This is a genomic window from Synechococcus sp. N5 (assembly GCF_900473925.1).
GTDB lineage: Bacteria > Cyanobacteriota > Cyanobacteriia > PCC-6307 > Cyanobiaceae > Parasynechococcus.
Map to the genome: position 1 here is coordinate 473,944 of NZ_UCNI01000001.1, position 12,476 is coordinate 486,419.

Below are 12,476 nucleotides of genomic sequence, written 5' to 3' on the forward strand. Positions count from 1 at the left end.
GATGGCCCCATGGACATTCGTTTTCGTGAAGTCGATCCCTTCAATTGCTGGTTGTGGATCCGTTTTTCGGAACCCCCCAGTCAGGGGGAACGGAATTACGTCGATGGTGTCTTCGACAGCTGGTACGTGATCGGGCGTTTGGGCGGCTTCAACGCAGAAAACCTGCAGGTGCATGAAGCGGGCTCCGATCTCAGTTGGATGACCTACGACAACGATGGGGCTGAGTCGGCGATGCCAGCCCTGATGCACAACATGGGGCAGCTCGAATACCAGAACGACTGGGGACGTTGCTGGGTAGATCTCGGTACGTCGGATGGAGTTGCCATCGATGTTCTGATCAATGCTCTGCGTCAACTGGACTCCGACGTGGTTCAGATCGAAGAGCTGGTCGTTGGTGGGGTCAATGAAAATTGGCCGGTTGAAGACCATCCCGACAGCGTTTTTCCTGCCGATGGCTGAACGCCGGCGCTTGCTTCTGTCGCCGGATCGTCTGGAGCAGGGTGGATCGGTTCTGCTCAACACCGAAGAGCAGCACTACCTGCGGAGAGTGTTGCGCCTGCGCATTGGCGAGCAGGTGGATCTGATCGATGGTTGCGGCCGTCTCACCACCGCAACCCTGATGGAAGCCAAGCTGCTCGAGCTCGATCGGCCAGCGCAACTGATTGAGCCACAGGCCCAACCTCAGCTGGGTCTGGCCGTGGCCTTGATGCGGCGTGGGATGGATGAGGTCGTCCGGATGGCATGTGAGCTCGGGATTGATCGGATTCAGCCCCTCCGCTGCGATCGCTGTGTTCCCCAGGCCGACCACCGACCCGAGCGCTGGGCCACGATCATTCGTGAAGCGGTGGAGCAGTGCGAACGGTTGTGGACGCCACAGCTGCTCGATCTCAATGACCTATCCCAATGGATGGGAGATGAGCGGGGCCAGCGTCTGGTGGGGGTGACCCGCGAGACGGCACCACCGGCCTTGGATCAATGGTTACGTCACCAGGCCGATCCTGTTCAGCTCACATGGCTCATGGTCGGCCCGGAAGGGGGCTGGACCGAAGAGGAACTGAAGCAGTTCACCCAAGCCCAGATTCAGCCTGTCCAGATGGGATCAACCATCCTGCGCAGTTCGACAGCCGCGGTGGCTGGTGCCGTGGAACTGGTTCGTTGGCGTGATCAGCTGATCAGCTCTTGAACAGATCCTGAGCGATCCCCCGGAAGGATTTCAGAGCTGCTCCAGGCCGGCGGCTGCGCTGGCGCAGTCCGCCACCAGGCATGAGGTTGCTGGGGGCAAAGGTGGAGTAGGTCACTTCTGGGCGGGCTGCCTCTGCTGCAGCCAGTTCAGCCGCGATCGCTTCTGCTGTGGTGAGTATGGCTGCGGGCTGAGCGCTGGATGCAGCGCTGGCTTCTGCAACGGTCTCTTCAACAGCTTCGGGGGCTGAAGGCTGGGCAACCACCGAAGGCTCGGAGGCTGCTACCACTGCTGCCTCGACCGGTACGTCTTCGGTTGCTGGAGCCTCTTGTTGAGGCAGCTCGAGGGTGGCCGGAGCGGCGGCGTCATCCAGGGTGAGGAAAAAGCCCTTGTTGCTGTTGAACACCATCCGGTCGACCAGAGAACGAACGCACCCGATTCTCCCTCTGCAATGGCCGCAGGCAGGAGATGCTTAGGGCACTGCAACACGGTGTGATGTCAGCACTCTGGATTCAGGCCCTGCTAGTGAACACGGTTTTGATCGCCCTGGCGCAGCGGACATCTGTGCTCACCCGCAGTGGTTGGGTCCATGCAGCTGCCTTGGGCACGATCCTGTGGGGGTGTTTGGGGTGGTCGGGCTGGTTGGCCGTGGTCGCCTATCTCTGTCTGGGAAGTCTGGTCACCAAGATCGGCTTTCAGAACAAGCAGAGCCGGGGCCTTGCCGAAGCCCGCGGTGGGCAGCGCGGCCCTGAAAACGTCTGGGGTTCTGCGGCCGTTGGAGCCTTCCTGGCACTGCTCATCGGTGCTGGTGTCGAGTCCCGTGAGCTGATGTTGGTTGGTTTTGCGGCGAGTTTTGCCGCCAAGTTGGCCGACACCTTCGGCAGTGAGATCGGCAAACGATTCGGGCGCACCACGGTTTTGATCACCAGCCTGCGGGTTGTTCCACCAGGAACCGAAGGAGCCATCAGCCTTGAGGGAACCCTGGCCAGTGCCGCCGGCAGCATCGCCATGACCCTGGTGATGCTGGCCCTGCAGCTGGTTCCTTCATGGCCTGTGGCAGCGCTGGTGATGTTGGTTGGCCTGGTGGCGACCCTCGGCGAAAGCCTGCTTGGTGCCCTGGTGCAGGATCGTGTGGCCTGGTTGAGCAATGAGCTGGTCAATGCTCTCCAGACCCTCTTGGCCGCAGTTCTGGCGATGCTGCTGATGGTGCTCTGATCAGCTGGTTTGGATGGGCATCAGACCATCGCGATGGGCCCATTGCTGCAGCAGTTGAACGCCCTCATGGAGATGAAGGCGCAGGGTTGAACGGCTGCAATTCATAACCTGAGCCAGATCCTTGAGGGTCTGGCCTTCGATCAAGTGGGCTTGCAGCACCGTGCCGGCCAGGCCATCCACCTGGTGCAGCACGCTCTTCAGCCAGTCCAGGTGTTCATCCTCCGCCCTCGAGCTTGCTGGCTCTCAAGGGCTGGCAGCCAGGTCGACGACCTGGCTGGCTCCATGGCTCTCAACGGCGGCAGCCCAGCGCTCTGGTCGAACCGAGAGTTCGGTAGCAAGGTCCTGATTGCTGAGAAGCGGTTGCCGGTTCTGTTCGCGTTCCCGTTGGATCTTCATTCCGGCTGCGTAAAGATCACGCAGTCGCCAGGGAATCCGAATGGTGCGTGATCGATCGCGGCGGAAGTGGAGGATTTGGCCGGTGGCCCGCGAGAGCAGATAGCTGCTGGGGCGGAGGCCTCGTTGTTGATCAAACCGATCAAGGCCACGGATCAATCCAACCCGGGACTCCTGCAGCAGGTCGTCGAACTCTTCAGGCCCGCGTTGCTGTTGGCGACGGGCCGCGCAGTGGGCCAGGCCCAGGTGCTTGAGAGCCTGCTGATTGCGTCGTGCAATGCAGGGCGGCAGTCCACGCCGGATCTCCTGGCGCAGGTGACGTTGAGAAATCAAAGGATCAGTGCAACTGATCCAACGGTTCAACCCTCAGCCCCGAAGCGGTTGGCCCTTTGGTGCCGCAGATCGGCACTTTCGTGCCGGATCATGGGTGCAACGGTTTTGGATTGATGGACTGGCAACCAGAAGCACTGGCAGCACTCAAGAAAGATGTTCCGTTCTTCGTACGGCCTGCTGTTCGTAAACGCGTTGAGGCGATGGCGGATTCAGATGGACGTTCCGACATCGACCTGGATTTCTACCAATCCGCCAAGCAGGCCATGGCTCCGAGCTGATCCTCAGGAGGGGTCGAGATCGCAGCGCTGCAGTTCCGGCTGGGTCAAGCGGTCAACGATGCGTGCCATATCCAGGGCTGTGAGTTCACCGTTTTCGTCCCACTTGAGCGTGGTTTTGCGCTGGGCAGGGGGGTGGCCGGCAGCGCGTTGTGCAGAGCGGTCAGGTCCCAAGTCCGATCACCAATGTCAGGAGAGCCACACATTAGTCGCCCCCGTCGGTCTCGTTTACATGCTGATAGGTGTTGATGTGTTAAGAGCAGCGAGTCCGGCCCACTCCTGCAGAGGCGCCCACTGAACCAAGCGCTGGTCGAGCCAGCGGTGGCCATCGGCATTGAGATGGATCCCATCGGGTTCCATCCAGGTCAACCAGTCGGGCTCCTCCTGCATCTCCTGATGCATGGACAGGAAGGGCACATCAGCCTCACGGCACTGTTCAGCCATCACGGCCTCCGTGGCCGCGATCTGGCTGTTGCTGTACCAGAGGCAGCCGGCAAAGGGCATTACGTGCTCATCCACCGCAGTGAGGCCCAGCACAAACACCTGCACCTCCTGGGTCATCTCATTGAGAAGTTGTCCCAGGCCGAACGAAAAGGCCTCCACATCCAGTTGGGGTCTGCCGTCGGTCCGACCAACGCGGGCGGTGTCATTAAGCCCGACACTTAGCAGAAGTCCGCCCGGCGTTTGGCGACGCAGTTCGCCGCGGCAGCTCCATTCGCTGCGCCAGCGGGCGGCCACGCGTTCCAGGCCGTCCCCGCGGATGCCCAGGGGGTACACCACTGGAGCGCAGGGCAGGTTCATCCAGCGCAGGCGCAGTCGCTGGCACCAGCCACCCGCTTCATGGTCACCCCAACCATGCACGCCACTGTCCCCGAGCACGATCAGCTGACGGGGGGCGTCGTTCGCACCGCTCATAAGGCCATGGCCCGGCTGTTCCAGCTCCCCTGAAGTCGTTCCCCCAGGCTCTCACCCAGCAGTGTGAGCACTGCGGAGATCAGCACGATCCAGAGCACCAACCACCAATGAAACGAGCTGAGGGCTTCCATCAGCTGCCAGCCCAGACCAGCTCCCCCCACCATGCCGATGATCGCGGTGTCGCGAAGGATCACATCCAATCTGTAGGTCGCATAGGTGAGGTAAGCGCGACTCACATCCGCCAGGGGGCCGTAAAGCCAGCTCACCCGGTTGGGGGCGCCGCAGGCCTTCATGGTCTGGGCGGAACTCACTCCCGTGCTGCGGATGTCGTCGATCAGCACCCGACCCATCACACCGCCGTGGTGCAGCCCCAGGGCCAGCCCCGCCAGGCTCAAGCTTGGTTTGGCCAGCATCAGCAGCAGGAGTGCGGTGAGAGGGGCCGGGATCAGTCGCAACGCCCCCCACGCCACTCCCTGCAAACGCAGGCTGGCTTGGCTGGGCCAAACCAGCAGCAACAGCGGTGGAAGGCCGGTGGCAACACAACCGGCGATCAGGGTGATCCACACCGTGGCACCAATCACCCCGGGCCAGGAGATCTCAAGGGCAGCATTGAATCCCTGGGATCCGTCGATGAGGTTGCCAACAACCATCGACCACTCAGCCACTGGCCAGGCCAGCTGCAGATCCAGCTGTGTTCCCCAGCCAAGGGCAACCCCGGGGCTGGCCATGGCCACGGGAAGAATCAGCATGCGTGACCAGCCGCGCAGCGTTCGCAGCAGTCGGTCGAGCACCACCATGGCGATGGCCAGCATCCAAAGCCCACTCCACAGCTCCTGAAATTGGAGCGAGCGCAGGCTGAGGCTGAGGTCTGTCCCCAGTCCTCCGAGGCCGAAAACGCCCAGAATCAAGGCTGAACGAAGTGCGCAATCGAGGCGGTGGCCGATGTGGTCGCTGATCGGCTCTGCCAGCGGTGGGACAAGCCCGGTGAGCATCACCGCCCATGGCGAGGCGCCGGCTCCCTTGAGGACGGGAATGGCCGGTGAAACGTGGCAATCCACCTGATCGGCGATCACCCGCGCCATCAGAACCGTGTAGGGAATCGCGATGGCGCAGATTGCAACCCAGCCATTCAGCCCGTACACCTGCAGCAACAACAGCCCCCAGATCAGTTCATGCACAGCGCGCAGGGGCGCCAGCCAACGGCGCAAGATCACGGCAGGCCAACGCACGCCCGCCTGGATTTCCCAGAAGGTGCTTGAGCTCAGGAGTCCGAGACCCACGCCGAGAACACTGCTGATGCCCCAGGACATCACAGCGATCACCAGGGTGATCTGGAGCCCGTTGAGCAAGCTGCCCAGAACGATGGGATCGATGGAGGGCTGCACGGCCCCAGCCGCGAACTGTTGAAGAACTGAAAGTCCGCCGCCGTGACCATCGCGCAACAGCACCCCAAGAATGCCGAGCAGGCTGAGGCCCGGCAGCAATGGGATCAGCGGCAGGGCTGGCTTCAGGCCGATGCGTAGAGCCATTCCAACTGATCCCGATGAATGGTGTTTGGAGCCGCATCGATCACCAGGGCACCACCACGGAGCCCCAGAACCCGATCGAAACGGTGTATCAGATCCGGCCGATGCAGGCTGATCAGACAGCCCGGCAAGAGAAGCAGGGTGTTGAGAACGTCTTCGGCGAGGCTGGGATCAAGGGCGGAGAGGGGTTCGTCCGCCAGCACGAGTTCAGGCCGCTGATGCAACAGACGGCCCAGAGCCACCCGTTGGCGCTGCCCTCCGGAGAGCTCACGCACGGGCTGTTCAAGCAGATCGGCCTCCAGTTTCACCTGGTGCATCAGCTCCAGGCAGGTGTTTGGGTCCAGCGGACCCAGCAGGTTTCGAATCGCCCAGAGCAGCCCATGGCGTCCCAGGGCACCGCTGTTGATGTTCTGGATCACACTCAGTTCCTCCACCAGGCGCAGGTCCTGCCAGAGCGTGCCGATTTGGCACCGTTGCCGGCGGGACAACTGCTGATGGGGGCGACCGCACCAGTGCACGGATCCTGCTTCGGGGCTTAAGGCCCCGTTGCAGAGCTTCAGCAACGTGGTTTTTCCGGCGCCACTGGCACCGAGCAAAACCACACGCTGGTCAGCACGAAGGGTGAGGGTGATTGGTTGGAGCCGTTGCCCCAGGCAGACCTGGTGCAGCTCCAGCAGCGCCGTCAACGGATCTTTCCGAGTTGGCGACCCACCGTTTCGATCATCACGTAGTCCTCGTCCTTGGCGGGGATGAAGCGTTCGGCACCGAACAACTCAAGAATCGTGGCGCCGTTCTCTGTGTCTGCCGACAAGTCCAGCAACGCGCTCTGCAGCTTGTTGGTGAAACCTTTGCCAAAGCGCTCATCCAGACCGGGTCGTACAACCCAGTGGTAATCCACGTAGGGCGGTGTCCTCCAGATCACCGACACCTTGCCGGGATCCACGCGGCCGTCCGCCACATTGCTACGCCAGACCTGCTCGTTCAAGGCGCCCACCTCGTAGGCACCGCTCTGCACCACGGCAACGGTGGCGTCGTGGCTTCCGCTGAATCCAGGGCCGCCCCCCGCCAGATCCTCAGGTTTCACGCCGTTTTCCCCCATGAAGAACTGGGGCATCAGGCGGCCAGAGGTGGAACTCTCCGAACCGAAGGCCAGTCGGCGTCCCTTCAGCTCAACCAGTTGGTCGGCACTGGTGAAGGGGCGCAAACCACTGGCGACATTGGCGATGAACACACTGGTGAACTCTGCATCGATGTCCCGTTGTGCCAGCACCCGGGCTCCAGGCGTCTGCAGCCGGGCCTGCACACCGGTGAGTCCACCGAACCAGACCAGATCAAGGCTGCCGGTGCGGAAGGCACTCACCGCCGCCGCGTAATTGCTCACCGGCGCATACCGCACGGGAACATCCAGCTTTTCGCTGAGTTCCGCAGAGAGCGTGCCGTAGAGGCGATTGAGTTTCTCGGGGTTCTGGTCGGGGATGGCACCGATCTGCAGAACGGCCTGTTCGGCGTCGTTCTGGGGTGCGCCGCAACTGGAAACATTGGCCGTGAGGGCGAGGCCGGCAATCAAACCGGTGGCCACCACGGCCCTGCGTTCTCGTACAGACATTCAGAAAAAGGAAGTGATCAGATCGGATCAGAAGGAACGAAGCAGTCTCTTCAATCGCATAAGTCCATCGTTGATCGTCTCATCCGCTACGGCACAGGAGAGTCGAATGCAGCGGTCGTCGCCGAAGGCCAGACCGGGAACCACGGCCAGGCCTTCCTGTTCCAGGGCTTGCCGGCAAAACTCCATCGAATCAGGCGCACCATCCGGCAACCGGGGGAAGGCGTAGAAGGCCCCTTGAGGGGGCGTCAGGATGATGCCCTCCAAAGCCTGCAGCCCTTCAGTGAGCAGAGTTCGGCGGCGGTTGTAGCTGATGGCCATCTCGCGCACGCAATCTCGGGACGCTTCGATCGCTGCAAGGGCACCCCGTTGAGCAAAGCTGCACACATTGCTGGTGCTCTGGCTCTGCAGGGCTGAAGCAGCCTTGATCACTGCAGCATCTCCAGCCAGATAACCGAGGCGCCAGCCGGTCATCGCCCAGCCTTTGGCAAAGCCGTTCACGGTGAAGCAGCGCGAGCGGATCTCTTCGGCAATGGCCGCAAAGCTGCAGTGCTGCTGACCATCGGCCAGGAGATATTCATAGATCTCATCGCTCATCACCATCAGCTGGGGGTGACGGTCCACCAGCGCGGCCAGGGCCTCCAGTTCGGCCCGTGTCATCACCTGGCCGCTGGGGTTGCCAGGGGAATTGATCACCAGCAGTCGGCTGCGTGAGGTGATCTGCTGCTCCAGCAGATCGAGGTCGAGACGGAAGCCTTCTTCCGCTTTGGTGGGGATGATCTTGGTGCTCGCCCCGGCCAAGGCCGCCATCTCGGGATAGCTCAACCAGTAGGGCGCCGGCACCAGAACTTCGTCGCCGGGATTGAGCAGCACCTGGAACAGGTTGTAGATGGCTTGCTTGCCACCGTTGGTGACCAGCACATGCTCGGGCTGGGTTGGAATCCCGTTTTCGACGCTCAGTTTGTGGGCCAGAGCAGCACGCAGATCGGGGTCCCCCGCGGCGGGGCCGTAGCGGGTGAAGCCGGATCCCAGAGCATGCTGAGCCGCTTCAACGATGAATGGAGGCGTCGCAAAGTCCGGCTCACCGGCACTGAGGCTGCAGATGTCCTTACCGCTGTCGCGCAGTGCTTTGGCCTTGGCGCTGATCTCCAGCGTCAGCGACGGTTTGAGGGCGACAGCCCGGTCGGAAAGTTCTGGCGGGCGCGGCATCGGTAACGCACCTCCCCGCGGTGCGTTTAAAACGTCATCATCCTGCCGCAGATGGTGTCGCAGACAACCTTGATTTCTCAGCGCCCATGAATGCGATACAGATCAGCTGGGTCTTGGCTGCGGAAGACAGCGCCAGGTTGGCGACGTTCTACAGCGAGCTGTTTCAAGCCACGTTGAAGCCTGGGCTGGCGGAGCACCACTGCATCGTTCAATTCAGCGATGGCACCCAGCTGGAGATCTACAGGCCTTCACGCCGGCGCTCTTTTCCCATCCGAGGGCGAGCGCTGGCGCCCTGTTTGAGGCTCTCCCCATCGCAGGAACCCCTGCCTGAACTTCAACGGCTGCTCAGTAACGCCCTGAAGCGTGGTGGATCGCTCCTCGAGGAGGCGCGGCTTGAGCCCTTTGGTGCTGAGGCCTGGATCCAAGATCCGGAGGGTAATCCCCTGTTGCTCCTGGCTCCCCTTGCCTCTGTTGCTTCGATGTCATGACTCTCTCCAGCCTGGAGTCCTGCAGTTCTTGCACTGCCTGTGACCTCTCCAGTTCGCGCCAGACCGTCGTAATCAGCCGCGGCAATCCCAAAGCGGATCTGATGCTGATCGGTGAAGCACCAGGGGCTCAGGAAGATGCTCAGGGCGTCCCGTTTGTCGGCCGTTCAGGACGTGCCCTCGATCAACTGCTGCGGGATGTGGATCTGGATCCCGAGCATGACCTCTACATCTGCAACGCGATCAAATGCCGGCCGCCCAACAACCGACGGCCGAAAAAAGCTGAGTTGGCCGCCTGTCGGGCCTGGCTTGACCTTCAACTGGAGGCCGTTGACCCCAAGGTGATCGTGCTGACGGGAGCCACCGCTGTGGAGACCATCCTTGGCATCAAGGGGGGCATGACCCAGCTTCGTGGGCAGTGGCAGAGCTGGAATGGACGGGCGGTGATGCCGATTTTTCACCCCTCTTATCTGCTGCGCAATCCCTCCAAAGCAGCCGGCGCGCCCCTGGATCTGACACAACAGGACCTGGCCGCAGTCCAACAGCGCCTGTGCGAGCCTTGGGTTGCTTCTAGCTGAGCTTCATGACTGCCCTGGATCGGCGTTACGACACCAAGATCCATCGACGTGTGACCCGCACCGTGATGGTGGGTGATGTGCCGATCGGCAGTGAGCATCCTGTGGTTGTTCAGTCGATGATCAACGAGGACACCCTCGACATAGATGGGTCCGTCGCAGGAATCCTTCGGCTTGTGGAAGCTGGCTGTGAAATCGTTCGGGTGACGACGCCTTCGATTGGCCATGCGAAGGCCATGGCCAAAATTCGTGCTGCACTTCGAGAGCAGGGCTGCATGGTTCCCCTGGTGGCGGATGTCCACCACAACGGCATCAAAATCGCCCTTGAAGTCGCCAAGCATGTCGACAAAGTTCGGATCAATCCCGGGCTATTTGTTTTCGACAAGCCCGATCCTGATCGGCAGGAGTTCAGCAAAGAAGAATTTGCCGCCATCGGCCAGCGCATCCGTGAGACGTTCGAGCCCTTGGTCACCCTGCTGCGGGATCAGAACAAGGCGCTGCGAATTGGTGTGAACCATGGCTCCCTGGCGGAGCGGATGCTGTTCACCTACGGCGACACCCCTGAGGGGATGGTCGAATCAGCGATGGAATTCGTGCGCATCTGCCACGAACTTGATTTCCACAACATCGTGATTTCGATGAAGGCCTCGCGGGCGCCGGTGATGCTTGCGGCCTATCGCCTGATGGCGGACACCATGGACAAGGAAGGCTTCAATTACCCTCTGCACCTGGGCGTGACCGAAGCCGGTGACGGTGATTACGGCCGGATCAAGAGCACCGCAGGCATTGCCACCCTGTTGGCCGATGGATTGGGAGACACCCTCCGGGTCTCATTGACGGAGGCTCCTGAAAAGGAAATCCCCGTCTGCTACTCGATTCTCCAATCCCTGGGTCTGCGCAAGACCATGGTTGAGTACGTCGCCTGCCCCAGCTGCGGTCGCACCCTGTTCAATCTCGAAGAGGTGCTGCATAAGGTTCGGGATGCCACCAAGCATCTCCAGGGTCTTGACGTTGCTGTGATGGGATGCATCGTCAATGGACCCGGAGAGATGGCCGATGCTGATTACGGCTACGTGGGCAAAGGGCCTGGAACCATTGCTCTGTATCGCGGTCGAGATGAAATCCGCAAGGTGCCTGAAGCTGAGGGCGTTGAAGCCCTCATCCAGTTGATCAAAGAGGACGGTCGCTGGGTGGAGCCCGCCTAATCTCGTTAGTCTGAAGAATCAGTCCTGAAGGGCCATGGTTCGGAGTCAGCGCCTGCGTTCTTTGGTTCGGTCGACTCCGTTGCTGTTGATGCTGGGGGTTGGTGGTGTGGTCACCGCCCTGGGCATCAGCTCGCCAGGTCTTTCCCTGCCATCGGTCTCCGGCGGATCGATTCACGACAGCCCCAAGGAGGTGATTGATCAGGTCTGGCAGATCGTTTATCGCGATTACCTGGATTCCACGGGCTCCTACGACGAAAGAACGTGGCGCCAGTTGCGGAGCAATCTGCTGCGCAAGTCCTACGGGGGCAGCGCCGAGTCCTACGAGGCGATCCGGGGCATGCTGACCAGCCTTGATGACCCCTACACGCGTTTCCTTGATCCGAAGGAGTTCAAGGAGATGCAGATCGACACCTCCGGGGAGTTGATGGGCGTGGGGATCCAGCTCAGTCTCGACAAAGACACGAAAGAGCTGATTGTTGTCTCTCCGATTGAGGGCACCCCTGCATCCCGTGCGGGCATTCAGCCCAAGGATGTGATCGTGTCCATCGATGGTGCCTCCACCAAAGGCATGACCACTGAGGACGCCGTCAAGTTGATCCGTGGTCCGGAAGGCACCGATGTGGTGCTGGGACTCAGGCGCCAGGGTCAGGTGCTGGATGTGCCCTTGAAACGGGCGCGCATTGAGATTCATGCCGTGAAAGCGATGCTCAACACGGCGCCCAATGGCCGCAAAGTGGGCTATATCCGTCTCAAGCAATTCAATGCCAACGCCACGCGTGAGATGCGTGCGGCCATCAAGGATCTGGAATCACAGGCTGCTGAGGGCTACGTGCTGGATCTACGCAGCAATCCCGGCGGCTTACTTGAGGCCAGTGTGGACATCGCCCGCCAATGGCTCAACGAAGGCACCATCGTCAGCACCCGAACCCGCGCAGGAATCCGCGATGTGAGGCGCGCCACGGGTAGTGCAATCACCGATAAACCTCTGGTCGTGCTGATTGACCAGGGATCCGCCAGTGCCAGCGAAATTCTTTCAGGTGCACTTCAGGACAATTCCCGTGCCCAACTCGTTGGACAGAAGACCTTCGGCAAAGGGCTTGTCCAGGCCGTTCGCGGATTGGCCGATGGATCGGGTCTGACGGTCACCATCGCGAAGTACCTGACACCCAAGGGAACCGATATTCATAAGAACGGAATCCAACCGGACATCGAAGCGGCGATGTCGAAGCAGGAGATCAAGAACTTCTCGGTTGAAGACCTGGGTACCCAGAAGGACAGTCAGTACCGGACAGCTGAGGGGACCCTGATGAACCAATTGAAGAAGATTCAGGCGGGCAACACCTATCAACCCGGTCGAGCCAACCTCAGCTACGCGCTGCAGTAGCTCAGGAGATCGGCTGCATCAGTCCGCCGCCGCCACCACCATTGGAGTCGTCGTCGTCTGAAGCGCCGGGCTGGAACAGGGCATACACACCAAGGGCGGTGGCACAGAAAACGCCGCTAATCAGTTCCAGAGAGACGCCACCAGCACCGATTTCGACGAATTCACCCATGTCCAACGG

At 61.2% G+C, this 12,476-nt stretch carries 18 protein-coding genes; 8 read left to right on the forward strand and 10 right to left on the reverse strand.

Annotated elements, in window-relative coordinates; genetic code table 11:
* Positions 1-9 precede the first annotated feature (9 nt).
* Both DXY03_RS02735 and DXY03_RS02740 read left to right on the forward strand, forming a co-directional pair.
* Positions 10-459: a DUF3531 family protein gene (locus tag DXY03_RS02735; RefSeq protein ID WP_115008999.1), complete on the forward strand. Its 450-nt coding sequence runs from the start codon at positions 10-12 to the stop codon at positions 457-459.
* Positions 452-1,183 (forward strand): 16S rRNA (uracil(1498)-N(3))-methyltransferase, encoded by a 732-nt coding sequence (locus tag DXY03_RS02740; RefSeq protein ID WP_115009000.1) that lies wholly within the window; start codon positions 452-454, stop codon positions 1,181-1,183. Before DXY03_RS02735 ends, DXY03_RS02740 begins: the two co-directional genes overlap by 8 nt.
* Here the strand turns inward: DXY03_RS02740 and DXY03_RS02745 are convergent.
* Positions 1,173-1,589, reverse strand: a complete 417-nt coding sequence (locus tag DXY03_RS02745; protein ID WP_115009001.1) for a hypothetical protein — start codon at positions 1,587-1,589, stop codon at positions 1,173-1,175. The two genes, DXY03_RS02740 and DXY03_RS02745, sit on opposite strands and share 11 nt — an antisense overlap.
* Before the next feature lie 86 nt (positions 1,590-1,675).
* Between DXY03_RS02745 and DXY03_RS02750 the strand changes: the two genes are divergently transcribed.
* A complete protein-coding gene (locus DXY03_RS02750; protein WP_244272222.1) occupies positions 1,676-2,395 on the forward strand; it encodes a TIGR00297 family protein in 720 nt (239 codons plus the stop codon).
* On the opposite strand, the gene DXY03_RS02755 is transcribed toward DXY03_RS02750, so the two are convergent.
* Positions 2,396-2,587, reverse strand: a complete 192-nt coding sequence (locus DXY03_RS02755) for a sigma-70 family RNA polymerase sigma factor (RefSeq protein ID WP_115009003.1) — start codon at positions 2,585-2,587, stop codon at positions 2,396-2,398. It abuts the gene before it with no gap.
* Positions 2,588-2,638: 51 nt separating this feature from the next.
* Positions 2,639-3,151 (reverse strand): sigma factor, encoded by a 513-nt coding sequence (locus DXY03_RS02760; RefSeq protein ID WP_115009004.1) that lies wholly within the window; start codon positions 3,149-3,151, stop codon positions 2,639-2,641.
* Positions 3,152-3,234: 83 nt separating this feature from the next.
* On the opposite strand from DXY03_RS02760, the gene DXY03_RS02765 reads away from it, so the two are divergent.
* Positions 3,235-3,399, forward strand: coding sequence for a PCP reductase family protein (locus DXY03_RS02765; RefSeq protein ID WP_115009268.1), 165 nt, complete (start codon positions 3,235-3,237; stop codon positions 3,397-3,399).
* Positions 3,400-3,402: 3 nt separating this feature from the next.
* On the opposite strand, the gene DXY03_RS12085 is transcribed toward DXY03_RS02765, so the two are convergent.
* From DXY03_RS12085 to DXY03_RS02790, 6 genes are read right to left on the reverse strand one after another with little or no spacing between them, the layout of a single operon-like run.
* Complete coding sequence (locus DXY03_RS12085; protein WP_011364263.1) at positions 3,403-3,570, reverse strand: hypothetical protein; 168 nt, start codon at positions 3,568-3,570, stop codon at positions 3,403-3,405.
* A gap of 54 nt (positions 3,571-3,624) precedes the next feature.
* A complete protein-coding gene (locus DXY03_RS02770) occupies positions 3,625-4,311 on the reverse strand; it encodes a GDSL-type esterase/lipase family protein (protein WP_115009005.1) in 687 nt (228 codons plus the stop codon).
* A complete protein-coding gene (locus DXY03_RS02775) occupies positions 4,308-5,840 on the reverse strand; it encodes a phosphonate ABC transporter (RefSeq protein ID WP_115009006.1) in 1,533 nt (510 codons plus the stop codon). Before DXY03_RS02775 ends, DXY03_RS02770 begins: the two co-directional genes overlap by 4 nt.
* Positions 5,819-6,523: a phosphonate ABC transporter ATP-binding protein gene (locus DXY03_RS02780; protein ID WP_115009007.1), complete on the reverse strand. Its 705-nt coding sequence runs from the start codon at positions 6,521-6,523 to the stop codon at positions 5,819-5,821. The genes DXY03_RS02775 and DXY03_RS02780 overlap by 22 nt, the downstream gene beginning before the upstream one ends.
* Entirely contained in the window at positions 6,520-7,443 is a 924-nt protein-coding gene (locus DXY03_RS02785; protein WP_115009008.1) for a putative selenate ABC transporter substrate-binding protein, read from the reverse strand. The genes DXY03_RS02780 and DXY03_RS02785 overlap by 4 nt, the downstream gene beginning before the upstream one ends.
* Positions 7,444-7,470: 27 nt before the next feature.
* Entirely contained in the window at positions 7,471-8,649 is a 1,179-nt protein-coding gene (locus DXY03_RS02790) for a pyridoxal phosphate-dependent aminotransferase (protein WP_115009009.1), read from the reverse strand.
* An 86-nt stretch (positions 8,650-8,735) separates the two neighbouring features.
* Here DXY03_RS02790 and DXY03_RS02795 point away from each other — a divergent pair, with 86 nt between their 5' ends.
* The 4 genes from DXY03_RS02795 to DXY03_RS02810 are packed head-to-tail and all read left to right on the forward strand — an operon-like array spanning position 8,736 to position 12,298.
* The gene (locus tag DXY03_RS02795; RefSeq protein WP_115009010.1) at positions 8,736-9,137 is read left to right on the forward strand and encodes a VOC family protein; all 402 of its coding nucleotides are present in this window, start codon (positions 8,736-8,738) and stop codon (positions 9,135-9,137) included.
* Positions 9,134-9,712, forward strand: a complete 579-nt coding sequence (locus DXY03_RS02800; RefSeq protein ID WP_115009011.1) for a uracil-DNA glycosylase — start codon at positions 9,134-9,136, stop codon at positions 9,710-9,712. The genes DXY03_RS02795 and DXY03_RS02800 overlap by 4 nt, the downstream gene beginning before the upstream one ends.
* Before the next feature lie 5 nt (positions 9,713-9,717).
* Positions 9,718-10,914: a (E)-4-hydroxy-3-methylbut-2-enyl-diphosphate synthase gene (gene ispG, locus DXY03_RS02805; RefSeq protein ID WP_115009012.1), complete on the forward strand. Its 1,197-nt coding sequence runs from the start codon at positions 9,718-9,720 to the stop codon at positions 10,912-10,914.
* Between the two features lie 34 nt (positions 10,915-10,948).
* Positions 10,949-12,298, forward strand: coding sequence for a S41 family peptidase (locus DXY03_RS02810; RefSeq protein WP_115009013.1), 1,350 nt, complete (start codon positions 10,949-10,951; stop codon positions 12,296-12,298).
* Between the two features lies 1 nt (position 12,299).
* Here the strand turns inward: DXY03_RS02810 and DXY03_RS12090 are convergent, their stop codons facing one another.
* Positions 12,300-12,467 carry a hypothetical protein gene (locus tag DXY03_RS12090; protein WP_006849887.1) on the reverse strand — a complete coding sequence of 56 codons (168 nt, stop codon included), beginning with the start codon at positions 12,465-12,467 and terminating at the stop codon, positions 12,300-12,302.
* Positions 12,468-12,476: the final 9 nt, after the last annotated feature.